Source organism: Streptomyces griseus subsp. griseus (assembly GCF_003610995.1).
In the GTDB taxonomy this organism is placed as follows: Bacteria; Actinomycetota; Actinomycetes; order Streptomycetales; family Streptomycetaceae; genus Streptomyces.
Genome location: NZ_CP032543.1, coordinates 2,045,938 through 2,068,237, shown reverse-complemented (window position 1 = coordinate 2,068,237; position 22,300 = coordinate 2,045,938). Strand labels below are relative to the sequence as shown.

Genomic DNA, 22,300 nt, shown 5'->3' with positions numbered 1-22,300 from the left:
GCCGCGCTCACGCCACCGTACGCGGCAGCCGCAGGCTCAGCCCGGTCGTCAGCGCCACCGCCGCCAGCTGCACCAGCAGGGTCACGGCCAGCGCGTCCCGCATGCCCAGGCCCGGCACCAGCGCCAGGAACAGGGTGCCGAGCGTGGCCACCCCGAGGGCCAGTGCCGCCTGCTGCGTCGTCGTCATCACGCCGCCGCCCACCCCGGCCTTCTCCGGCGGTACGTCGGAGAGCACGATCCGGAAGAGCACGGGGAGTTGGAGGCCCTGGCCGAGGCCGGCGACCGCCACGCCGGGCAGCAGGCCCCACAGGCCGAGCCCCTGCCACTCGTAGCGCACCGTGAGCACCAGCACCAGCACGCCCACCGCCTGGATCAGCCCGCCCGCCGTGACGACCCGGGTGCCGTAGCGGCGGATCAGGCGGGGGCCGGCGAGCGAGGCGCCGAAGAACGCCAGGGCCATCGGGGCGAGCGAGAGGCCGGCCGCCGCCGGGCCCATCCGCAGCCCCTGCTGGAGCGCCACCGCGATCACGAACATGAAGCCGCCGAAACCGATCGAGAACGGCACCACCAGCGCCAGCCCCCGCCGCAGCGAGTCCAGCCGCAGCAGACTCGGCGGCACCAGCGGTACGCGGCCCAGCCGGTCGGCCCGCCGCTCCACCCGGTAGAAGGCGTACGCGGAGAAGGGGAAGAGCCCCAGCGAGACCCAGGTCCACAGCGGCCACCCCGCCGCCCGCCCCTCCGTGAGCGGAGCCAGCAGCGTCACCAGGGACAGCGCCAGCAGCAGCGTTCCGGGTACGTCGACGGGCGCGGGGCGCTCCGAACGGGTCTCCGGCACCGCGCGGACGGCCAGCACCAGGCCCACCACCGCCACCGGCACGTTCACCAGGAACACCGAACGCCAGCCCGCGCTCTCGCCGAACACCGACGACATCGGGGCGGCGGCGACCAGCACCCCGCCCAGGATCTGGCCCGCGACCATGGAGAGCCCGGCGGTCGCCCCGTACAGGCTCATCGCCCGGGCCCGGCGCGGGCCCCGCGTCGCCGCCTGGATCGTGGCCAGCACCTGCGGCAGCATCAGCGCGGCGGCGGCGCCCTGCGCGACCCGGGCGCCGACCAGCGTCCAGGCGTCGGGGGCGAGCCCGCAGGCCAGCGAGGTGATCCCGAAGGCCGCCATCCCGATCAGGAACAGCCGGCGGCGTCCCATCATGTCGCCGAGCCGCCCGCCGAGGACGAGGAGGACGGCGTAGGCGAGGCCGTAGCCCGCGACGACGAGTTCGAGCATCGCGGGGCCCGCGTTCAGATCACGGTCGATCGTGGGCAGGGCGACGTTGACGATGAAGAAGTCGATGAGCGGGAGCGCGGCGCCCAGCAGCACGGTGAACAGGCCCAGCGCGCCGAGCACGGGGGAGGGGTGGTCGTGATGGCGGACGGGGGCCGTCGTCCGGGCCGCCGTACCGAGGGATGGGTGTGCGGATGATTCACTCACGCCGTCCACTGTGCGGCCGATCCCAGCCTGGTACCAGAGTCTGTTTATCCTGGTACCAGTGCTACCTGGCAACAGGCCGGGAGACCCGGCACGCTGGAGGCATGACGACCATGGCAGCCGAGTCCCTGCTCGCACCGGACAGCGCGCGGACCGCGTCCGCCGCCGAGATCCGGCGGCACGAGCTCGCCGCCTTCCTGCGCAGCCGCCGCGAGCGCATCACGCCCGAGCAGGTCGGTCTCGTACGCGGCCGTCGGCGCCGCACCCCCGGACTGCGCCGCGAGGAGGTCGCCCAGCTCTCGGCCGTCGGCGTCACCTGGTACACCTGGCTGGAACAGGCCCGGGACATCCAGGTCTCCGCCCAGGTGCTGGACGCCCTCGCCCGCGCCCTGCTCCTGGACCCCAGCGAGCGCGCCCACCTCTTCGCGCTCGCCGCCGCCCCCGACCCGGCCCCCGGCACGGAGTGCCCCACGGTCACGCCCGCGCTGCGGACCATGCTGGAGCAGCTGGACCCCATCCCGGCCTGCGTCCAGAACAGCCGGTACGACGTCCTCGCGTACAACCGCACCTACGCCCGGCTGCACTGCGACCTCGACGCGCTGCCGCCCGAGGACCGCAACTGCCTGCTGCTCGCCTTCACCCACGACGAGTGGCGGGCCTCGATCGTCGACCTGCCCGAGGTCACGCGCACGATGGCCGCCAAGTTCCGCGCCTCGATGGCCGGGCACCTCGCCGAGCCCGCCTGGAAGGCGCTGCTGCACCGGCTGGAGACGGAGTCGCCGGAGTTCCGGGAGGTGTGGGGGCGCCACGAGGTGGTCGACCAGCGGGGGAGGACCAAGTACATCCGCAACGCGCGCGTGGGGCTGCTGCACGTGGAGCACACCAACCTCTGGCTCGGTCCGGCGAGCGGGCCGCGCCTGGTCAGCTACCCGCCGGTGGACGAGGAGACCCGCACCCGGCTGGAACAGCTCCACCGGACCGACCTCCCCGGCTAGAACCCGCGCCGCCGGGACCCATACGCCTGGAACTCGGGGTGCCCCGGACCCGTACGGCTGGAACTCGCCCCGCCCGGGACCTTTACGGCTGGAACTCGGGGTGCCCAGGGCCGCTGCCCCTCTGGAACGCGTCCAGCCACACCGTTATCCCCGTGTGGCCGCTCAGCACCGCCGCCGTCCCCGCCCGTACGGCGGCCGCGCACCGGGGGCCGGTGGAGGAGGCGGGGTTGGTGATCGCCCCCGGCGGGAGCGCCGAGATCGCGTTCACGATCAGGATCAAGCCGCGCGTCATCGGTGCCCTGAAGCCCACCCTGGCCGTCGAGGACACGCACGTCGGCTACGACGGCACCGCCAACCCCTTCGGCCGGGGCGGTGCCACGGTGACCTACACCCTCCAGGACCAGCGGGTACGGGAAGCCGTGGAGCAGGCCTTACGCGAGAAGGCGGGCCGCCCGGCCTGACCGGGAGGCCGCCTGCGCGGCCGAGGCTGCCGGGCGGCCGTGTCAGCGAGGAACTTCGGGGCACCCGAGAAACAGGCCGGTCCACATCGGGATCGGGTCTTGGAGCGACCGTCCCGAAGGAGCGGCAGATGACTACGCAGTACGGCAACCAGCCGACCGGGCAGCAGCACCACGGCGCGCCTCAGCGTGGGGCGAGCGGCAACGTGTTCAGCATCATCGCGATCGTCCTGGGCGTGATCGGCTTCATCTTCCTGCCGATCGTCTTCGCCCTGGCCGGCCTCGTGATGGCCATCATCGCCAAGACCGTCCGGCACGAGCGGCTCGCCACGGTCGCCATCGTCGTGAGCGCGATCGGGCTGGTGGGCGGCATGGTGCTGGGCGCGATCTTCGCCAACATGTGACGGAGCCGGATGACGAGCCGGGGAGCCCGAGGCGGGACGGACACGCCTCGGGCTCCTGGCTGCGCCCGGCCTGAGAAGGCCGTCCGGGCGGGGAATGGCAGGCTGGTGCCCATGCCCAGCGACCGTCTCATGCGCATCCACAGCCCCGAGTTCCAGGCCATGGCCGACCGGGTCCTCCGGGTCACCGAGCTGACCTCCCGGCTGAACGTCCTGCCCTTCGAGGACGAGGAGGGCAAGGCGGCCCTGTTCGAGCGGATCCTCGGCAGACCGCTGCCGCCCCGGGTCACGATCTACCCGCCCTTCTTCACCGACCACGGCCTCCATCTCGATCTGGCCGAGCGGGTGTTCATCAACCAGAACTGCACGTTCCTGGACTACGCGGGAATCCGGCTCAGCGAGCGCGTGATGGTCGGCCCGAAGGCCACGTTCATCACCAGCGGCCACCCGGTCGACCCGGAGGAACGCCGCCACTACCTCACCGGCGGGCCCATCCACGTGGAGGAGAACGTCTGGATCGGCGCCGGCGCCACGATCCTGCCGGGCGTCACCATCGGCAAGGACGCGGTGATCGCGGCCGGCGCGGTGGTGGCCGAGGACGTCCCGGCAGCAACGTTGGTGACCGGCCAGAAGGCCACGGTGAACCGCCGGTGGTGAGGGGCCCGGGGTGACCGAAGCCTCGACGGGAGCCTCAACGCCTACGACCGGATCACCGCCGACCTCGCCGGCGCCGACGCCGAGGGCCAGACCATGCGCATCGTGCTGGACGACGCACCCCCTCACACCGACGACAACTGAACCGCTGCACACCGGGCGGCTGTTCGGACAGGCCTGGCGGTGGCCATCTTGCCGTGGCACAACCGCAGGCCCTCACCCATAGCCGCTCGGGTTCTTTCCTGGCCGGAGGGGTCGGGGGTGGTGAAGCGGCCGGTGTTGGGGTCGTAGTAGCGGGCGGCGAAGTGGTGGAGGCCGGTGGGGCCCTGGTAGCCGCCGGCGAAGCGGTACGGCCATGAACGGGGTCCCGTGAATCGTCTTTTTCCCTGTGGCAACTGTTTCGGTGCCAATGAAACGGGGCCGAAAACCGACCGTGTCAACGACCGTTTCTCGCGTTCGAACGCAGGAGCAGTCAGGGCCGGGGGGAGAAGCGCATGGTGAGACGGGGGATTCATGGAACAGGGCGGATCCACGGCGAGACCCGGGGTGCGCGGAACCGACCGCTCCGCCCGTTTGGCCGACGTCCTTGATCGCCTCCTGGGCGCCGACCGGTGTGCTGCTCGTCGCATGGGTGCTCCTGCGGGCCGCCCAGAAGTGCAGGCCCCGGCAGATCGACGGGTCCCACTGCTGCGGCGACCCTCCCGGCGGCGGTGCCGAGGGTTACGGCCGTGCCGCGTGACCCTGACCCCGGGCGCCCTCGCGGCCACCCCTCCGGCGTACGCGACAATGGAGCAATGACCACGCTCGCCCCCGCCCTCCCGCAGCTCCGTATCGGCCCGCACGCCGTGCAGCCCCCCGTGGTGCTCGCGCCCATGGCCGGTATCACCAACGCCCCGTTCCGGACGCTGTGCCGGGAGTTCTCCGGGGGCAAGGGGCTCTTCGTCAGCGAGATGATCACCACGCGGGCGCTGGTGGAGCGCAACGAGAAGACCATGCAGCTCATCCACTTCGACGCGACCGAGACGCCGAGGTCGATCCAGCTGTACGGAGTGGACCCGGTCACCGTCGGCAAGGCCGTCCGCATGATCGTCGACGAGGGTCTGGCCGACCACATCGACCTCAACTTCGGCTGCCCCGTTCCCAAGGTCACCCGCAAGGGCGGCGGCTCCGCGCTGCCGTACAAGCGGCCTCTGCTGCGGGCCATCCTCAAGGAGGCCGTCACCGGCGCCGGGGACCTCCCCGTCACGATCAAGATGCGCAAGGGCATCGACGACGACCACCTCACCTTCCTGGACGCGGGGCGCATCGCCGTCGAGGAGGGTGTGACCGCTGTCGCCCTGCACGGCAGGACCACCGCCCAGCACTACGGCGGCACCGCCGACTGGGACGCCATCGCCCGGCTCAAGGAGCACGTCCCGGAGATTCCGGTTCTCGGCAACGGGGACATCTGGTGCGCCGACGACGCCTTGCGGATGATGCGCGAGACCGGGTGCGACGGCGTGGTCGTCGGGCGCGGGTGCCTCGGGCGGCCCTGGCTCTTCGCCGATCTGGTGAACGCCATGGAGGGCAGCGCGACCCGGCACGCGCCCACCCTGCGCGAGGTCGCGGATGTCATGGTGCGGCACGCGACGCTGCTGGGGGAGTGGATCGGCGACGAGGCCCGTGGTGTGATCGACTTCCGGAAGCACGTGGCCTGGTATCTCAAGGGCTTCGCGGTCGGCTCCGAGATGCGCAAGAAGCTGGCCATCACCTCCTCGCTGGAGGAGCTGGCCGGTCAGCTGCACGAGCTGGACCTCGACCAGCCCTGGCCGGACGGTGCCGACGGGCCGCGCGGGCGGACCTCGGGCAACAACCGGGTCGTCCTGCCGGACGGCTGGCTGAAGGACCCGTACGACTGCTCCGGGGTCAGCGCCGATGCCGAGCTGGACACCTCCGGCGGCTGAGCGCCCCGAAGCTGTCGGCTGCTGGTCACCTCCGGCGGCTGAGCGCCCCGAAGCCCGTCAGCTCCGCACGTCCGGCCCCGCCCGCCGCTCCAGCGGGGCCGCGCCCGCGGAGTTCATCACGTTGAAGACCACGCTGCCCGCCCGGTAGCGGTCGTCCGTCCACTCGATGGCCCGGCCCGCCGCCGTGCACGTCAGGTGTCGCTGGCGCAGCAGCGGGCTGGCCCGGCGGACCCGGAGCAGGCGCGCGTCCTCGCTGCCCGCCGCGACCGCGTCGATCAGGTGCTCGCCGTGGTGCGCGACGATGTCCGCCCGTTCCGCGATGCTGTCCATGATCGAGACGCAGTCCTCCGGCAGCTCCAGGACGGCCGGGGCCACCCAGTCCGCGTACACCGTCCGCTCCACCATCACCGGCTCCCCGTCCAGCCACCGCAGCCGCAGGACGTACAGGACGTCGCTGCCCGGCTCCGCGTCCAGACGCCCGGCCTCCTCGTCGGTGGCGGCCCGCACCGTGCGGGTCAGGATGTGGCTGGCCACCTCGCACCCCATCGCCCGCGCCCACTGCGCGAAGCTGTTGAGCTGCTGGAAGCTCTGGCGGCGCTCCTGGCGCAGCACGACCCGGCGCGCCCCCTGGCGGGAGCCGATCAGCCCCTCGGAGGCCAGCAGCGCCACCGCCTGGCGGACCGTGCCGCGGGAGACCTTCCAGCGGGCGGAGAGGTCGCTCTCCGACGGCAGCCGGGAGCCGAGCGGGTAGGTGCCGGTGCGGATGGCGTGCCGCAGCGACTCGGCGATCTCCCGGTAGCGCGTAGCGCCCACACGTCCCCCTCAGCTGTCCATGCGCGGGATGCGCTGTGTACAGGTCCGCTCTTCGGTGACGGTCCTGCCGCTCACTCTAGCGTCGTCGCGACACGTTTCGATGCGAGGTCGTTATCTACCAGAACCCCTGGATAGTGGGGGTTCCTCTTCCTGCTCTCTTGCGGCGGTGGACACGGGACGTTAACTTCCCGGACACCCGGCCCGGGCGAACTGATGCCAGCTTGTATGAACAAGTGGCCCTCACGCTTCGCTTCTGGGAGACCTACCGTGCGCAGAGCCCGTCCCCGTCCCCGTATCCGTGCCAACAGCCGTGCCGTTGCCGCCCTCGCCCTCTCCACCGCCGCCCTCACCGCCCTCACCGCCTGCGGCGCCGCACCCGACGAGAAGGTCGAGACCGGCGCGAACGGGGTGAAGTCCACCGAGGCCGCCTCGGCCGCCGACTTCGGCGGGATGGAGAAGCTGGTCGCCGCCGCCGAGAAGGAGGGCGAGCTCAACGTGATCGCCCTGCCGCCGGACTGGGCGAACTACGGCGAGATCATCAAGAGCTTCCAGGCCAAGTACAAGGTCAAGATCAAGAGCGAGAACCCGGACGGCTCCAGCTCCGACGAGATAGCCGCCGTCAAGTCCCGCAAGGGCCAGAAGCGCGCCCCCGACGTCCTCGACCTCGGCATCGCCTTCGCCCGCAGCGGCGCCGCCGAGAACCTCTTCGCCCCGTACAAGGTCACCGCCTGGGACAAGATCCCCGACAGCCAGAAGGACGCGGACGGCCGCTGGTACAACGACTACGGCGGCTACGTCTCCATCGGCTGCGACGCCGCCCGCATCACGACCTGCCCCGAGACCTTCGCGGACCTCCTGAAGCCCGAGTACAAGGGCAAGGTCGCCCTCAACGGCAACCCGACCAAGTCCGGCTCCGCGTTCGGCGGCGTGTACGCGGCGTCCCTGGCCAACAAGGGCTCGTTCGGGGACATCCAGCCCGGCATCGACTTCTTCGGCAAGCTGAAGAAGAGCGGCAACTTCATCCCCGTCGAGTCCACCCCGGCGACCGTCGAGAAGGGCGAGACGCCGATCAGCATCGACTGGGACTACCTGAACGCCGGGTACGCCGACCAGTTCAAGGGCAAGGGCGTCGACTGGAAGGTCTCCGTGCCGAGCGACGGCGTCTACGCCCAGTTCTACTCGCAGGCCATCAACAAGGACGCCCCGCACCCGGCGGCCGCCCGCCTGTGGATGGAGTACCTGTACAGCGCCGAGGGCCAGAACCTCTGGCTGAAGGGGTACGCCCGCCCGGTGCTGCTGCCCGCCATGACCGAGGACGGCACGGTCGACAAGACCTTCGTCACCAAGCTCCCCGAGGTCGAGGGCACCCCGTCCTTCCCCTCCTCCGAGGAGCTCGACAAGGCCAACGCCACGCTCTCCGAGAACTGGGACAAGGCCGTCTCCTGATGACCTCCTCCCACCCGACCGCCGCCCCGGGACCCGGGGCGGCCGCTGTGAAGGCCGGCGGCCGTACGCGCCGCCGCCGGCCGCCCCGCGCCTGGCTCGGGGCCCTCCCGCTGCTCGTCTTCGCCGGACTCTGCTTCGGACTGCCCGCCGGGGCCCTGCTGTACGGAGCCGTCACCCGTACCGACCCGGTCGCCGGCACCACCGAGTTCACCGGCGAGCACCTGACGCGCTCGCTCCAGGGGCCCTACCTCACCTCGCTCACCGGCAGTGTCCAGCTCTCCGCGCTCACCGCCGCCATCGCCACCGTCTTCGGGGTGCTGATCGCCCAGGCCGTCGTCACCTCCCGGCGAGGCTCGCTGCGCGGGGCCGTGCTCACCGCCTCCGGCGTGCTCGCCAACTTCGGCGGCATCCCGCTGGCCTTCGCCTTCGTCGCCACCCTCGGCATCTCCGGTGTGGTCACGCAGCTCGGCCACCTGGACGCGCTCGGCTGGAACCTCTACTCCTTCACCGGCCTCACCGTCATCTACCTCTACTTCCTCATCCCGCTCATGGTGATCGTCGTCGTCCCGGCGCTGGACGGACTGCGCCCCCAGTGGCGCGAGGCCGCCCGCAACAACGGCGCCACCGCCTGGCAGTTCTGGCGATACGTCGGACTGCCGGTGCTCGCGCCCTCGCTGCTCGGCGGGTTCGTCCTCCTCTTCGGCAGCGCCTTCGCCGCGCACGCCACGGCCGCCGCCCTCGTCGGCGGCTCCGTACCGCTGGTCACCCTGAAGATCGCCGACGCGCTCTCCGGGAACGTCCTGGTCGGCCAGGAGAACGTGGCGCTGGCGCTGAGCCTCGACATGATCGTGATCGCCGGACTGGTGATGGCGGTCTATCTGCCCCTCCAGCGACGGAGCTCCCGATGGCTGCACTGACAACCACCGCGCGCCCTGAGGCCGCCGCCCCGGTGAAGGCGGCCCGCCGTCCGCGCCCGCGCTACTGGCGCGGTGCTGTCCTGGCCGTCGCCGGGCTCTACTTCGTCACCCCGTTGCTCTCCTCGTTCGTCTTCACGGTCCACGTGCCGAACCAGGGCCTCACCTTCGAGGCGTACAGCGGCATCCTGTCGGCCGACGGATTCACCGAGAGCCTGTTCCTCTCGCTCTCCCTCGCCGCCGCCACCATCGCGCTCGCCCTGCTGCTCGTGGTCCCCGCGCTCGTCGCGGTGCGGCTCGGGCCGCCCCGGCTGCGGGCCGTCGTCGAGATCGTCTGCATGATGCCGCTGGTGGTGCCACCGATCGCCCTGGTCACCGGCATCGCCACCGTGCTGCGCTGGGGGCCCGACCACTTCTCGCGCACCCCGCTCTACCAGACCTTCCTCGCCGTGCAGAACGAGTCGTTCCCGGTGGTGCTGGTCCTCGCCTACACCGTGCTGGCGCTGCCGTTCGTGCACCGCTCGCTGGACGCCGGGCTGCGCGCCGTCGACGTACCCACGCTGGTGGAGGCGGCCCGGAACTGCGGGGCGAGCCGGTTCCAGGTGATCGTGAGCGTCATCCTGCCCAACCTGCGCTCCTCGCTCGCCGGGGCCTCCTTCCTCACCCTGGCGCTGGTGCTCGGGGAGTACACCGTCGCCTCGCTGCTGGGCTTCCGGCCCTTCGCAGTCTGGATCGTCACCGTCTCCGGCGCCGAGGCCCGGATGTCGGTCGCCGTCTCGCTGCTCTCCCTGCTCATCACCTGGGCCCTGCTGCTCGTCCTCTCGCGCGCCGGAACCGGGTCCTCCGCCTCGGCCACCGCGATCCCGGCCGCCGCCGGACCCGCCACCGTGGTGCCCGCCACCGTCGGGCCCGGGGCCGGAGCCACCACCAACGTCCCGGCCGCCGCCCCCACCTCCGTACCCGGCAAGGAGTAGCCGCCCATGTCAGCCCTGCCCACCGCCGCCCCACGTCCCGAGCCGGCCGAAGCCGCCGCGCCAGGAGGACGGGCCGCCACCGGAGCCCGGGTGGAGTTCCGCTCCCTGCGCCGGGCCTTCGGCCCCACCGTGGCCCTCGACGGCCTCGACCTCACCGCCGAACCGGGCGAGCTCCTCGCCCTCCTCGGCCCCTCCGGCTGCGGCAAGACCACCGCGCTGCGGGTCCTCGCCGGGTTCGAGCAGCCCGACTCCGGCGAGGTCCTGGTCGACGGCGAGGACATCACCCCGGTCCCCGCCAACCGGCGTGACGCCGGAATGGTCTTCCAGTCCTACAGCCTCTTCCCGCACCTCAACGCCCGCGACAACGTCGCCTTCGGCCCCCGGATGAAGGGCGTGGCCACCGCCGAGCGGCACGCCTCGGCCGACGAACTGCTCGAACTGGTCGGACTGCCCGCCCACGGCGACCGCTACCCGCACCAGATGTCCGGCGGCCAGCAGCAGCGCGTGGCCCTGGCCCGCGCGCTGGCGCTGCGCCCCCGGGTCCTGCTCCTGGACGAGCCGCTCTCGGCACTCGATGCCAAGGTCCGGCTGACGCTGCGCGAGGAGATCCGCCGCCTCCAGCTGGCGCTCGGGATCACCACGATCTTCGTCACCCACGACCAGGAGGAGGCCCTCTCCATGGCCGACCGGGTCGCCGTCCTCAACGCGGGCCGCCTGGAGCAGTGCGCGCCCCCGGCCGAGCTGTACGAGCGACCCGCGACCCCGTTCGTCGCCGAGTTCGTCGGCACCATGAACCGGGTGCCGGGGCAGCTGACCGGCGACGGTTCGGTGGTCGTCGCGGGCGCCTCGCTCCCGGTCGACGGGGACATCCCGGCGGGCCGGGGCCCGGTCGACGTCCTCATCCGGCCCGAGAGCATCGCTGCCAGCGCCGACGCGGACGGCACGGCCACGGTCGTCTCCGCCTCCTTCCTCGGCTCGGTCACCCGGGTCCTCCTCGACCTGCCGGACGGCGCCTCGGTCAAGGCCGACCTGCCGTCGCGGGACGCCACGGAGCTGGCTCCCGGGGTACGGGCCCGGGTCACCCCGGTCCGCCGCCCGGTGCTGGTCGTGCCCGTACGGGAGATGACGGCACCCGATGCCGCCAACGCCGCCGACCACCGGGCGGAGGCGTGAGCGCCCCCTCCGCCGTCCTCTTCGACATGGACGGCACCCTCGTCGACACCGAGGTGCTCTGGTGGGAGACGGCCCGCGAGGTCGCGGCCGGGCTCGGCCACCGGCTGAGCGACGCGGACGCCCCGGAGGTCGTCGGCCGGGCCGTCGCCGACACCGCCGCTCATCTGATCGAGGTGACCGGGGGCGACGCCTCGACCCTCCCCGGCGCTCCGGACGACCGGGCCTCCGCACTGGCCCGTACGGCTGCCGAGCTGACCGACTCCTTCTTCCGGAAGGTCGACGCGGGCGCCCCGCTGCGCCCTGGAGCCGCCGCCCTGCTCGCCTCCCTCGAAGGCGCCGGGGTGCCGTTCGCCCTGGTCAGCGCCTCGCCCAGGAGTGTGGTGGACGCGGTGGTGGCCGGGTCGCTGGCCGGGGTGGACTTCGCCTTCACACTGTCGGCCGACGACACCGTACGGACCAAGCCACATCCCGATCCCTACCGGGCGGCGGCCGAGCGGTTCGCGGCCGACCCCGCCGCCTGTGTGGCGGTGGAGGACTCCCCGGACGGCACCGCGTCCGCCGATGCCGCCGGGTGCTCGGTCCTGGTGGTGCCGTCGCTGCTCCCGGTCGCCCCGGGGCGGGGCCGGACATTCGCCCGTAGCCTGGAGGAGGTGGACCTCGGGGTGCTGAGGGAGTGCCTGCGACGTCCCTGAGCCGTCCGAATCCTGAAATCCAGGCTCCGAAACCAGCGTGATTCGCGCCACCCTTGATCGGGGGTGCGCTCAGATGAGCGATATGGCGGTGGCTGCACTTCTGGAAGGCCTGGCACTCAGTGCCACGTGACAGCCTTCGAGAAGTGTACTCAGGTGCGGGGTGATGCGCTCAGATGAGAGCTGAGGGTCAAGGAATGACCATGCCGCCTTCAGGAGCTGAACGGAGGGCCAGAGCCTGCCCGTCGGCGAGTCTCTTTGGATCCGCTGGCGGATGGGTGGTTGCGGCCGTATGACGACCAAGTGGACGTACCCATACACCTTCGATCTGGGTATGTTCCTGGCCGTCAGGGCAGCCACCGCGTCCTCGAGGAGTCGAGACCCGTGTCGGAAAACAAAGATCCCCAGAAGTTCGTCTACGACTTCACCGAGGGCAACAAGGATCTGAAGGATCTTCTGGGCGGCAAGGGTGCCAACCTCGCCGAGATGACCAACCTCGGGTTGCCCGTCCCTCCGGGCTTCACCATCACCACCGAGGCATGCAAGGTCTACCTGGAGAGCGGGCAGGCGCCGAAGGCGCTGCGCGACGAGGTGAGTGCGCACCTCGCCGCGCTGGAGGAGCGGATGGGCAAGCGGCTCGGCCAGGCCGACGACCCGCTGCTGGTCTCCGTCCGCTCCGGCGCCAAGTTCTCCATGCCCGGCATGATGGACACGGTCCTCAACATCGGCCTCTCCGACGCCTCGGTGGCCGGCCTCGCCACCCAGTCCGGCGACGAGCGCTTCGCCTGGGACTCCTACCGGCGCCTCATCCAGATGTTCGGCAAGACCGTCCTGGGGGTCGACGGCGACCTCTTCGAGGAGGCCCTGGAGGACGCCAAGGCGGCCAAGAAGGTCACGGTCGACACGGACCTGGCCGCGGCCGACCTGAAGAAGCTCGTCAAGCACTTCAAGAAGATCGTCCAGGACCAGGCCGGACGCGAGTTCCCGCAGGACGCGCGGGAGCAGATGGACCTGGCCATAAACGCGGTCTTCGACTCGTGGAACACCGACCGCGCCAAGCTCTACCGCCGCCAGGAGCGCATCCCCGGCGACCTCGGCACGGCCGTCAACGTCTGTTCGATGGTCTTCGGCAACCTCGGCCCCGACTCCGGCACGGGCGTCGCCTTCACCCGCGACCCGGCCAGCGGCCACCAGGGCGTCTACGGCGACTACCTCCAGAACGCGCAGGGCGAGGACGTCGTCGCCGGCATCCGCAACACGGTGCCGCTCGCCGATCTGGAGTCGATCGACAAGAAGTCGTACGACCAGCTCATGGGCATCATGGAGACGCTGGAGAACCACTACAAGGATCTCTGCGACATCGAGTTCACCATCGAGCGCGGTCAGCTCTGGATGCTCCAGACCCGGGTCGGCAAGCGCACCGCCGGTGCCGCCTTCCGGATCGCCACCCAGCTCGTGGACCAGGGCCTGATCGACGAGGCCGAGGCCCTCCAGCGCGTCAACGGCGCCCAGCTCGCCCAGCTGATGTTCCCGCGCTTCGACGACGAGGCCAGGACCGAGCTGCTCGGCCGGGGCATCGCCGCCTCGCCGGGTGCCGCCGTCGGCAAGGCCGTCTTCGACTCGTACACCGCGATCAAGTGGTCCCGCTCCGGCGAGAAGGTCATCCTGATCCGCCGTGAGACCAACCCCGACGACCTCGAAGGCATGATCGCCGCCGAGGGCATCCTCACCTCGCGCGGCGGCAAGACCTCGCACGCGGCGGTCGTGGCGCGCGGCATGGGCAAGACCTGTGTCTGCGGCGCCGAGGACCTGGAGGTCGACACCAAGCGCCGCCGGATGACGGTGGGCGGCAAGGTGATCGAGGAGGGCGACCTCGTCTCGATCGACGGCTCCACCGGCAAGGTGTACCTGGGCGAGGTACCCGTCGTACCGTCGCCGGTCGTCGAATACTTCGAGGGCCGGATGCACGCCGGCGCCGACGACGCCGACGAGCTGGTCGCCGCCGTGCACCGGATCATGGCGTACGCCGACCGGGTGCGCCGGCTGCGGGTGCGGGCCAACGCGGACAACGCCGAGGACGCGCTGCGGGCCCGCCGCTTCGGCGCCCAGGGCATCGGGCTGTGCCGCACCGAGCACATGTTCCTCGGTGAGCGCCGCGAGATGGTCGAGAAGCTGATCCTGGCAGACACCGACGACGAGCGTGAGAACGCCCTCGCCGCCCTCCTCCCGCTCCAGAAGGCCGACTTCATCGAGTTGTTCGAGTCGATGGACGGGCTGCCCGTCACCGTCCGGCTGCTGGACCCGCCGCTCCACGAGTTCCTGCCCGACATCACCGAGCTGTCGGTGCGCGTCGCGCTCGCGGAGTCCCGCAAGGACGCCAACGAGAACGACCTGCGCCTCCTCCAGGCGGTCCACAAGCTGCACGAGCAGAATCCGATGCTGGGGCTGCGCGGGGTGCGCCTCGGGCTCGTCATCCCCGGCCTCTTCGCCATGCAGGTACGGGCCATCGCCGAGGCGGCCGCCCAGCGCAAGAACGCCAAGGGCGACCCGCGCGCCGAGATCATGATCCCGCTCGTCGGCACGGTCCAGGAGCTGGAGATCGTCCGCGAGGAGGCCGACCGGGTCATCGCCGAGGTCCAGGCCGCCACCGGCACCGACCTGAAGCTGACCATCGGCACGATGATCGAACTGCCGCGCGCCGCGCTGACGGCGGGCCAGATCGCCGAGGCCGCCCAGTTCTTCTCGTTCGGCACCAACGACCTGACCCAGACGGTGTGGGGCTTCTCCCGCGACGACGTGGAGGCCTCGTTCTTCACCGCCTACCTGGAGAAGGGCATCTTCGGGGTCTCCCCGTTCGAGACGATCGACAAGGACGGCGTCGGCGCGCTCGTACGCAGCGCCGTGGAGGCCGGCCGGGCCACCCGCCCGGACCTCAAGCTCGGCGTCTGCGGCGAGCACGGCGGCGACCCGGAATCGGTGCACTTCTTCCACGAGGTGGGCCTGGACTACGTCTCCTGCTCTCCGTTCCGCATCCCCGTGGCCCGGCTGGAAGCGGGCCGGGCGGCGGCGCAGTCACGCGGGAGCGACAGCCGCTGATGCGGTACGTATGACCAACTCCGGTTATTTCCAAGGGAATTGGGCTGGGTCCCTCACCGGCCCGCCACCCTGGTGAGATCTCCGGAAGCCGAGAAGCGGCGGCACCCTGTGCGGGGGTGCCGCCGCTTCGTCCTGCCCGCGGAATATGTGGTGGCCGCCGCTTCCGAGCGTAACCGGAGCGGAAGCGGAGTGGGTCCCGGAGCGGAATGCGCGCCACCGATGTGTCCTGGCCCACATTGCTTCGTTTAATGCGCAAAGAAGTGTGGGTAGCCATCCGGTGGACCGGGGTGCGGTCCATGGATCCCCACCCATGGACCGCACCCGGCTTACCCCCGTCGGGTACGGAGCCGCACCGTCGCCCGCCGCCGCCGAACACACAAAGCCCCCCACGGCCTTCACGTGCTCATCCGGCGGGCACCGGATGCGTACCCGACGTCGTACAGCTTTTCGGGTGAAGCGGAACGGGGCGAGGCGTTTCACTTCTGGCCGAAACCCCGTGGTGACCTCCTGTGACGGTCCGCATACCCTTCGGTGGGGGCAATTGCGGATGCAACAAGGTGGGGGAGCGGTGCTGCGTATCCATGTGTCCAGGCTGGACCTTTCGCGGGTGCGGATGGCCACGAGACCGGACGCGATGTGGGAAACGATTCTCAGTTTTCACCGGCTGAGGGACCGGCGTGCTTCGACGGTCTTCGGGAAATGGCGGACCGAAACGCGAGCCCGGTTGAATGGTGAGGCGCAACTGCTGTCGGCGGTCGTCCCGCCCCGCGGCTATTTCCCGGATTTCCTGACGCCGTCGCAGGAAGGCGCCGAGCCTTTCGGACTCGACGTCGGAATGGAGGCCCTGCGCGACACCCCCGCCGACCGCATCCGCCGCGAGCTGGACCTGATGGCGGCCGGGCGGCGGCGGCAGCGCGGCGGACGGGGCCCCGGCGGCCCCGGCGCCGGGCGGATCACGGCCGCCCTGCCCGCCGCGCTCTCCGAGGGCCGCGCCGAGCCGCTGGCCCGACTCATCGGCGCCCTGCGCAGCTACCACGATGCCGCCGTGGAGCCGTACTGGCCACACATCCGCGCCTCCGTCGAGGCCGACCGGGCGGTGCGCGGCAGGGCGCTCCTGGACGGCGGGGCCGACGGCCTGCTGGCCACCCTGCCGCCGATGATCCGGTGGCGGGCTCCCGTGCTGGAGGTGGACTACCCCGTCGACCGCGACCTGTATCTCGACGGGCGCGGACTGCTGCTCCAGCCCTCGTTCTTCTGCCGGAGCACCCCCGTCGTCTACCGCGACCCCTCGCTCCCGCCCGTCCTCGTCTACCCGGTCACCCACACCGGCGCCCCGGAGTTCGCCGAGCCCGGACCCTGGCTCGGCCGGCTCGTCGGCCACACCCGCTCCGCCGTCCTGCAGTCCATAGGCAACGGCTGCACGACCAGCGAACTGGCCCGCCGCGCCGGGGTGTCGCTCGCCTCCGCGAGCCAGCACGCCTCCGTCCTGCGCGAGGCGGGCCTGGTCCTCACCCTGCGCCACGGCAGCTCGGTGCTCCACACGCTGACCCCGCTGGGCGGCTCGCTGCTCCGGGGCGGCGCCCCGCTCGCGCTGTCCTGAGAGGGCGCCGCCGGGAGGCGGTCGAAACCCGTCGCGTGTACGGCGATGAGTTTCGGGCGGCCCCGCCGTCTACCCCTTCGAAAGCGCCGGACGGACCCCGGGCGGACCCCGGACGAACCACTGCGGCGCACGACGGGACGCAGGAAGAGGCAACGACCATGGCTCAGATGATTTTCGTGAATCTGCCGGTGAAGGACCTGGAGATCACGAGGGGTTTCTTCGAGAAGCTCGGCTATGCCATCAATCCGCAGTTCAGCGACGACAGGACCGCGTGTGTGGTCATCAGCGACACGATCTTCGCCATGCTGCTGACGGAGCCGCGCTTCAAGGAATTCACCAAGAAGGACGTCGCGGACGCCTCCTCGACGACCGAGGTCATCCTCGCCCTGAGCGCCGACAGCCGCGAGAAGGTCGACGAACTCGCCGACGCGGCGCTGGCGGCCGGCGGGTTCCCGGCGGGCGAGACGCAGGACATGGGCTTCATGTACGGCCGCTCGTTCCAGGACCCCGACCACCACATCTGGGAGGTCATCTGGATGGACCCGGCCGCCGTCGAGGGCGAGGGCTGAGCCGGAGGGCGTGCGCCGGGGCCGGCGGGGGAGCCCCGGCGCACACCGGGCGTCAGCTGCGGAACGGGCCCGTCACCTCGTACGTGATACCGCCGGACGAGCTGCCGCTGGTGCCGCGCTGCGAGGAGAAGTAGAGCCGCTTGCCGTCCGGGGAGAACGCCGGACCGGTGATCTCCGAACCGGACTGGCCGGTGATCCGCAGGAACGGGGCCACCGTGTCGTCCGGCGTGATCAGGCAGATCTCCATGTTTCCGCCGTCCTCCGCCACGTAGAGGTCGCCGGAGCCGGCCCGGGTGACGTTGTCGACACCGGTGAGCGGGGCCGAGCCGCCGGTCACCAGCGAGGCGTCGTACGTCAGGGAGATCGACGAGGTGTTCGCGTTGTACGCCCACACCCGGTTGTCGCCCTTGGTGGTGAACCAGCAGGTGCCCGCCGCGTAGAAGCAGCCCTCGCCGCCGTTGAAGACCTTGGCGCCGGAGACCTGGTGGCGGGTCTGGGACGAGGAGGCGGCCGGGTCCGGAACGTTGGCCCAGGTCACCGGGCCCGAGGTGGCCGTACCCGCCACCAGCACCTGGAGCGTGCCGCTGGACAGGTTGCCCCAGGTGTTGGGGCGGAAGCGGTAGAACCGGCCGTCGGTCTCGTCCTCGGTGAGGTAGATGTAGCCGTGGTCGGCGTCCGCCGCTGCCGCCTCATGCTTGAACCGGCCGAGCGCGGGCCGCTGCACGGCCGCTTTCACGCCCCACGGGTCGGTCTCGTAGACGTACCCCCGGGTGACCTCCTCGCAGGAGAGCCAGGTGTTCCACGGGGTCGAGCCGCCCGCGCAGTTGTTGTTCGTCCCCGACAGGATCCGGTACGCGGACGTCACCGTGCCCGAGGAGTTGAACCGCACGGCGCTCGCCCCGCCGCCGCTGCCGGAGGAGACCTCGGCGTTGGAGACGTAGATCCAGCCCGTGCCGTCGGCGTAGGTCGCCCCGCCGTCGGGGGCGCTGTGCCAGCGGTAGGAGGTGGCTGACACGGTCTGCCCCGACCGGGCGATGATGCGGCTGGTGAAGCCGCTCGGCAGCTGGATGCCGTTGCCGTTGGCCGCCTGTAGTGCGCCGTACGGGCCGGGGGCCGGCTGGGCGGGTGCGGCGGAGGCTGCGCCGCGCCACAGGGTGCCGCCGAAGGCCGCCGCCGAGGTGCCGACCACCGCTGTGCGCAAGAAGGTCCGACGTTCCACGATCACTCCACGGATGAGTGAGGGCCCGCCGCTCCGGACGGACCGGCGGGTCGCGCGTCAGGACTGTAGAAGTACGGAGTTGACGGTGCGTCAATACTGGGTGAACGGCTGGGGGATGAGCGCGGGCCGGACCGTCGCCCGGCCCGCACGCCCGGGTCACTCCAGCCGCACCGCGTACACCGGCACCGAGACCTCCTCGTCGTCCAGGCACACCCCCGTCGCCAGGCCGAAGCGCTGCTTCAGCAGGGGCGACGCCACGAACGGCCGCCCGTCCGCCGAGCCGAGCAGCCCCCGGGAGAGGACGTACGCCCCGGTGAACGGGTCCCGGTCGGAGATCGCGCGTACCGCCCCCGACCGGTCCCTGAACAGGGCCGCCTCCCCGCCGTCCGGCAGCAGCACCGCGACACCGCGCCCGGTGCTCAGCCGGTCCAGCTCGCGGGCGGTGAGCCAGCCACCGGCGCAGGCGACCCGGACGACGGCGGGGGCGGCTGCGGTGGTGGCGGTGGTGGTGGTGGTGGCGGGAACGGCGGTGGCGCGGGGCCGCCTCTGCGCACACCACCGGCGGTGGAGTCGGCCTCGGTGAGGCCCCTGAGGACCTCCGGCGGGCGGAGTCGGCCTCTGCAAGGCCCCCCGGGTGGGCGAGCCCTTGGTGCGGACCACGACCGTCGTGAGAACCGCCGACGGGCGCCCGTTGTACGGACCACGGACCCCGTGGAAGCCACCGGCGGACCGCACCTTAGTGTCGAGGACATGCCCGACATCACCCTCACCACCCTGGTCCTCCTCTGCCTGGCCGCAGCCGCCGCAGGCTGGATCGACGCGGTGGTGGGCGGCGGCGGGCTGTTGCTCCTGCCCGCCCTGCTGCTGGGCCTGCCGCACGTACCGGCCGCCCATGTCCTCGGCACCAACAAGGCCGTCGCGATCGTCGGCACCTCGGGCGCCGCGATCACCTATGTGCGGAGGGCCCCGGTACAGGTGGGGCTGGCAGTACAGGTGGGGCTGATGGCGCTGGCCGGGTCGATGGCGGGGGCGTTCTTCGCCGCCGGGATGAGCAGCGAGGTGCTCCGCCCGGTGATCATGGTGGCGCTGCTCGGGGTCGCCGCCTTCGTCCTGCTGCGCCCGTCCTTCGGCACGGCGGCGGCGGGCGAGACCGACGCCCGCCCGGTCACCCGGGCCCGGATCGTCACCGCGATCGTGCTGGTCGGCGGCGGGATCGGCTTCTACGACGGCCTGTTCGGGCCGGGCACCGGCACGTTCCTGGTCCTGGCCCTCACCGCCGTGCTCCACCTGGACCTGGTGACCGCGTCGGCCACCGCCAAGATCGTCAACGTGTGCACGAACGCGGGGGCGCTGGCGATGTTCGCGTACCAGGGCACCGTCCTGTGGCAGCTGGCCGCCCTGATGGCCGTCTTCAACCTGGCGGGCGCGATGGCGGGGGCGCGGATGGCGCTGAGCCGGGGGAGCGGTTTCGTCCGGGCGGTGCTGCTGACGGTGGTGTTCTCGCTGGTGGCGAAGCTGGGCTACGACCAGTGGGCGGCGTAGGGACGTGCCTCAGGGGCACCGCGCACCAGGGGAGGGGCTCAGCGGACGTCGGTGAGGTGGGCGTAGGCCACCACATTGCCCTGATAGCCGGTCTCCTTGGAGAACCCGCCGCCGCAGGTGATCAGGCGCAGCGAGGCGTGCGGGGAGTCGCCGTAGACGCGCTGGTCGGGGAAGTCCTTGTTCTCGTACACCTCGATGGCGTCGATCGAGAAGACGGCGGTGCGCCCGTCCTCGCGGACCACCTCGACGCGGGTGCCCTTGGTGAGGGCGCCGAGCGCGTAGAAGACGGAGGGCCCCTCGGCGTTGTCGACATGCCCGGCGACGATGGCCGTGCCCTTGGCGCCGGGCGGGACGCCGTCGGCGTACCAGCCCGCGAGGTTGCGGTTCTCGTCCGGCGGGACGTCCAGGCTGCCGCCGGCCCCGAGCCCCAGCCGCATCATCGGCGCGTCCACCTCGATGCTCGGGATGCGGATGCGGACCGGGTCGGAGGGGTGCAGCGGTTCGGCGACCGGGGATCCGGGCTGGAGCTGGGGCCCGGCGGCGAAGGCCTGGGCGCTGGAGGGCTGCGGCGGGATCAGCAGGTCGCCGGAGCCGTTCTGGACGAGCCAGACACCGCACAGCACGGCGATGCCCACCAGCCAGCCCCTGGCTTTCTGCGCGCTCTGGGACACGTCGTCGTCCTCGTAGGCCTGGTGAGTCTCGGATCGGAGGCGATGGATCGAAGGCGGGCCGGGCGCGCTCGGGGACGCGCCCGGCCCGGTCGGTGCGAGGGAGCGGCGAGCTCCCCCGGTGGCCGTGGGCCGGTGGCCTCAGCTGCCCTCGGTGGACTCGGTCCGGCGGCGCAGCAGCCACAGACCGCCGACGGCCGCCATGCCGATCACGCCGACGCCGAGGGCGACCTGCGTGGAGTTCGGCTCCACGCTGCCGCCGACGCCGGTCCGCACATGGCCGGACGGGCGGTCGTGGTCGGGCCGGTCGTGCTTGCCGCCGCCGATCACCTTGAGGTCCCCGACGGCGTCCTTGCCGTTGTCGCAGGAGACGACGATCTCGTAGACGCCGGGCCGGGTGTCGTGCGGCACGGTGAACTGGCCGACGAGCACCTCCTTGTGCGTTCCCGTGCGGACCTCGAAGTCCCCGGCGTCCAGGGAGTTCGCGTCACCGATGCCCGAGCCCTTGGGGCCGCAGGCGGTGGTGTTCACGGTGACCTTGGCGCCGGGGGGAGCGGTCGCGGGGGTGATCTCCAGCCGGCCGAAGTCATCGCCTGCGTACGCGGACGGGGCGGCGGTGAGACCGAGCGCTATGACGGTGACCGCGGCGGTGGCGGTACCGGTCACGAGGCGGGCAGGACTGCGCATGGGGATCCTCCGGGCAGACGGCGCGAGCGGTTGTGTCCTGCCCCTGACCTAACGGGCGGTGGCCGTCGCATGCCCTCTGACGCCAGGTCAGCTTTCACCCGTACGGACCGGCGCGGCACTCTTGGTGCCGGAGATCACCGCAGGTCACGGCGGTGCGACTGGGCCGTTCGGTCCGTGCTGCCGGGCCGGGTGCCGATCGGGTGAGCCGCGAAAGGGAAGTGTGACCCACGTCACACGTATGGCTTTCCGGTGCCCGGGCACACGAAAAGACATCCCCCCACGGGACGGATCCCCGCCCCCACGGCACCCGCCCTCACCGGCCTACCCCCCCCGGCCAGTGGGGGCGGTGTCGCATCCGGACGAGTGGCCCCCAGAGTGAGCCCTCTCGACAGGTCTTCCCGACCGGTCCTCCTCAGGGGGTGGTCGCACTCCAGGAGATCACCGGCGGCCGCACCCGCGCGCACAACGGCTGCCCCTTGGTGTCGGTCAGCGCCAGCCGCCCGGTGAGGTGCCCGGAGCGCGCCGCGGCCTCAAGGACCTCGGGTTCGATGTCGCTGAACATCAGTTTGGCGCGCCGGAACATGCTGAACAGCCCGGCCTCGTCCACGGTCCCCCACGACAGATAGACGAACCGCCCGCCCAGCCGGTTCTGGATGTACGGCCCCGAGACCTCGACCCCGTCCGCCGTGTCCTTCGCCGTGCACTCCAGGGTCCAGGAGGCGGCCGGCGCGTCCCCGGGGTGCAGACCGAGCAGCTCGTCGGGCCGGTCCTTGCGCTGAATGCCGACGTGGATGTTCTCGAACCCGGGGAAGTCGGAGTCCGGCCCGCAGCTGCGGCCGGGGAGCGCTGAGGCCTCGATATGGATCTGCATGCCCCCATGGTCCGTCACGGCGGCGGGGCGGGGGCGTCGCGGTCGGTTTCCGGCCACGACCGGCCGCCGGTCAAGGCCAGGGGCTACGGCGGCCGGCCGTCGGCC

General features: G+C 71.8%; 21 protein-coding genes and 1 pseudogene. 14 read left to right on the top strand and 8 right to left on the bottom strand.

Translation table 11 applies throughout. The features are described from left to right. Positions 1-7: 7 nt before the first annotated feature. A complete protein-coding gene (locus D6270_RS09590; RefSeq protein WP_109165797.1) occupies positions 8-1,402 on the bottom strand; it encodes an MFS transporter in 1,395 nt (464 codons plus the stop codon). Positions 1,403-1,587: 185 nt separating this feature from the next. Here D6270_RS09590 and D6270_RS09585 point away from each other — a divergent pair, with 185 nt between their 5' ends. The 4 genes from D6270_RS09585 (at position 1,588) to D6270_RS09565 (ending at position 3,994) form a co-directional block, all read left to right on the top strand. Continuing rightward, positions 1,588-2,478: an MmyB family transcriptional regulator gene (locus tag D6270_RS09585; protein ID WP_109165798.1), complete on the top strand. Its 891-nt coding sequence runs from the start codon at positions 1,588-1,590 to the stop codon at positions 2,476-2,478. Positions 2,479-2,630: 152 nt separating this feature from the next. Further along, positions 2,631-2,939 carry a hypothetical protein gene (locus tag D6270_RS09575; protein WP_162600263.1) on the top strand — a complete coding sequence of 103 codons (309 nt, stop codon included), beginning with the start codon at positions 2,631-2,633 and terminating at the stop codon, positions 2,937-2,939. Positions 2,940-3,067: 128 nt separating this feature from the next. Next, the gene (locus D6270_RS09570) at positions 3,068-3,340 is read left to right on the top strand and encodes a hypothetical protein (protein WP_109165801.1); all 273 of its coding nucleotides are present in this window, start codon (positions 3,068-3,070) and stop codon (positions 3,338-3,340) included. A gap of 111 nt (positions 3,341-3,451) precedes the next feature. After that, on the top strand, positions 3,452-3,994 hold the full coding sequence (locus tag D6270_RS09565) for a DapH/DapD/GlmU-related protein (protein ID WP_109165802.1): 543 nt from the start codon (positions 3,452-3,454) through the stop codon (positions 3,992-3,994). A 122-nt stretch (positions 3,995-4,116) separates the two neighbouring features. Here D6270_RS09565 and D6270_RS09560 read toward each other — a convergent pair whose 3' ends face one another. Beyond that, positions 4,117-4,506: an RHS repeat-associated core domain-containing protein gene (locus D6270_RS09560; protein WP_225976806.1), complete on the bottom strand. Its 390-nt coding sequence runs from the start codon at positions 4,504-4,506 to the stop codon at positions 4,117-4,119. A gap of 279 nt (positions 4,507-4,785) precedes the next feature. Between D6270_RS09560 and dusB the strand changes: the two genes are divergently transcribed. Then, a complete protein-coding gene (dusB, locus tag D6270_RS09555) occupies positions 4,786-5,934 on the top strand; it encodes a tRNA dihydrouridine synthase DusB (RefSeq protein ID WP_109165804.1) in 1,149 nt (382 codons plus the stop codon). A gap of 57 nt (positions 5,935-5,991) precedes the next feature. Here the strand turns inward: dusB and D6270_RS09550 are convergent, their stop codons facing one another. Beyond that, the gene (locus D6270_RS09550) at positions 5,992-6,747 is read right to left on the bottom strand and encodes a GntR family transcriptional regulator (RefSeq protein ID WP_109165805.1); all 756 of its coding nucleotides are present in this window, start codon (positions 6,745-6,747) and stop codon (positions 5,992-5,994) included. A 267-nt stretch (positions 6,748-7,014) separates the two neighbouring features. Here D6270_RS09550 and D6270_RS09545 point away from each other — a divergent pair, with 267 nt between their 5' ends. The 8 genes from D6270_RS09545 (at position 7,015) to D6270_RS09510 (ending at position 17,208) form a co-directional block, all read left to right on the top strand. Continuing rightward, positions 7,015-8,193 (top strand): ABC transporter substrate-binding protein, encoded by a 1,179-nt coding sequence (locus tag D6270_RS09545; protein WP_109165806.1) that lies wholly within the window; start codon positions 7,015-7,017, stop codon positions 8,191-8,193. Then, entirely contained in the window at positions 8,193-9,110 is a 918-nt protein-coding gene (locus D6270_RS09540; RefSeq protein ID WP_202418339.1) for an ABC transporter permease, read from the top strand. Before D6270_RS09545 ends, D6270_RS09540 begins: the two co-directional genes overlap by 1 nt. After that, positions 9,098-10,081, top strand: coding sequence for an ABC transporter permease (locus tag D6270_RS09535; RefSeq protein ID WP_109165807.1), 984 nt, complete (start codon positions 9,098-9,100; stop codon positions 10,079-10,081). The genes D6270_RS09540 and D6270_RS09535 overlap by 13 nt, the downstream gene beginning before the upstream one ends. A gap of 6 nt (positions 10,082-10,087) precedes the next feature. Continuing rightward, positions 10,088-11,254, top strand: coding sequence for an ABC transporter ATP-binding protein (locus D6270_RS09530; RefSeq protein WP_225976805.1), 1,167 nt, complete (start codon positions 10,088-10,090; stop codon positions 11,252-11,254). Continuing rightward, positions 11,251-11,946, top strand: a complete 696-nt coding sequence (locus D6270_RS09525) for an HAD family hydrolase (protein ID WP_264081503.1) — start codon at positions 11,251-11,253, stop codon at positions 11,944-11,946. Before D6270_RS09530 ends, D6270_RS09525 begins: the two co-directional genes overlap by 4 nt. A gap of 381 nt (positions 11,947-12,327) precedes the next feature. Continuing rightward, complete coding sequence (gene ppdK / locus D6270_RS09520) at positions 12,328-15,039, top strand: pyruvate, phosphate dikinase (protein WP_109165809.1); 2,712 nt, start codon at positions 12,328-12,330, stop codon at positions 15,037-15,039. Positions 15,040-15,607: 568 nt separating this feature from the next. Further along, positions 15,608-16,639, top strand: coding sequence for an ArsR/SmtB family transcription factor (locus D6270_RS09515; RefSeq protein WP_109165810.1), 1,032 nt, complete (start codon positions 15,608-15,610; stop codon positions 16,637-16,639). A 158-nt stretch (positions 16,640-16,797) separates the two neighbouring features. Then, complete coding sequence (locus D6270_RS09510; RefSeq protein ID WP_109165811.1) at positions 16,798-17,208, top strand: VOC family protein; 411 nt, start codon at positions 16,798-16,800, stop codon at positions 17,206-17,208. 52 nt (positions 17,209-17,260) lie between these two features. Here the strand turns inward: D6270_RS09510 and D6270_RS09505 are convergent, their stop codons facing one another. Then, positions 17,261-18,427 carry an alkaline phosphatase PhoX gene (locus D6270_RS09505; RefSeq protein ID WP_109167523.1) on the bottom strand — a complete coding sequence of 389 codons (1,167 nt, stop codon included), beginning with the start codon at positions 18,425-18,427 and terminating at the stop codon, positions 17,261-17,263. Between the two features lie 156 nt (positions 18,428-18,583). Next, positions 18,584-18,940 (bottom strand): annotated as a pseudogene (gene nirD / locus D6270_RS09500) (nitrite reductase small subunit NirD); the annotation flags it as partial. 237 nt (positions 18,941-19,177) lie between these two features. Here nirD and D6270_RS09495 point away from each other — a divergent pair. Then, positions 19,178-19,969: a TSUP family transporter gene (locus D6270_RS09495; RefSeq protein ID WP_109165812.1), complete on the top strand. Its 792-nt coding sequence runs from the start codon at positions 19,178-19,180 to the stop codon at positions 19,967-19,969. A 38-nt stretch (positions 19,970-20,007) separates the two neighbouring features. Here the strand turns inward: D6270_RS09495 and D6270_RS09490 are convergent, their stop codons facing one another. The 3 genes from D6270_RS09490 to D6270_RS09480 form a co-directional block, all read right to left on the bottom strand. After that, on the bottom strand, positions 20,008-20,640 hold the full coding sequence (locus D6270_RS09490; RefSeq protein ID WP_109165813.1) for a class F sortase: 633 nt from the start codon (positions 20,638-20,640) through the stop codon (positions 20,008-20,010). Positions 20,641-20,778: 138 nt separating this feature from the next. Then, entirely contained in the window at positions 20,779-21,324 is a 546-nt protein-coding gene (locus D6270_RS09485) for a GVDTG sorting domain-containing protein (RefSeq protein ID WP_109165814.1), read from the bottom strand. A 412-nt stretch (positions 21,325-21,736) separates the two neighbouring features. Further along, complete coding sequence (locus D6270_RS09480; RefSeq protein WP_109165815.1) at positions 21,737-22,195, bottom strand: DUF5990 family protein; 459 nt, start codon at positions 22,193-22,195, stop codon at positions 21,737-21,739. Between the last annotated feature and the right edge of the window lie 105 nt (positions 22,196-22,300).

Bases quoted from the DNA above. Each gene is read 5' to 3' on its own strand.
- D6270_RS09585 (WP_109165798.1), top strand. From the start codon at position 1,588: ATGACGACCATGGCAGCCGAGTCCCTGCTCGCACCGGACAGCGCGCGG.
- D6270_RS09570 (WP_109165801.1), top strand. From the start codon at position 3,068: ATGACTACGCAGTACGGCAACCAGCCGACCGGGCAGCAGCACCACGGC.
- D6270_RS09565 (WP_109165802.1), top strand. From the start codon at position 3,452: ATGCCCAGCGACCGTCTCATGCGCATCCACAGCCCCGAGTTCCAGGCC.
- D6270_RS09560 (WP_225976806.1), bottom strand. From the start codon at position 4,506: ATGAATCCCCCGTCTCACCATGCGCTTCTCCCCCCGGCCCTGACTGCT.
- dusB (WP_109165804.1), top strand. From the start codon at position 4,786: ATGACCACGCTCGCCCCCGCCCTCCCGCAGCTCCGTATCGGCCCGCAC.
- D6270_RS09540 (WP_202418339.1), top strand. From the start codon at position 8,193: ATGACCTCCTCCCACCCGACCGCCGCCCCGGGACCCGGGGCGGCCGCT.
- D6270_RS09535 (WP_109165807.1), top strand. From the start codon at position 9,098: ATGGCTGCACTGACAACCACCGCGCGCCCTGAGGCCGCCGCCCCGGTG.
- D6270_RS09530 (WP_225976805.1), top strand. From the start codon at position 10,088: ATGTCAGCCCTGCCCACCGCCGCCCCACGTCCCGAGCCGGCCGAAGCC.
- D6270_RS09510 (WP_109165811.1), top strand. From the start codon at position 16,798: ATGGCTCAGATGATTTTCGTGAATCTGCCGGTGAAGGACCTGGAGATC.
- D6270_RS09495 (WP_109165812.1), top strand. From the start codon at position 19,178: ATGCCCGACATCACCCTCACCACCCTGGTCCTCCTCTGCCTGGCCGCA.
- D6270_RS09485 (WP_109165814.1), bottom strand. From the start codon at position 21,324: ATGCGCAGTCCTGCCCGCCTCGTGACCGGTACCGCCACCGCCGCGGTC.
- D6270_RS09480 (WP_109165815.1), bottom strand. From the start codon at position 22,195: ATGCAGATCCATATCGAGGCCTCAGCGCTCCCCGGCCGCAGCTGCGGG.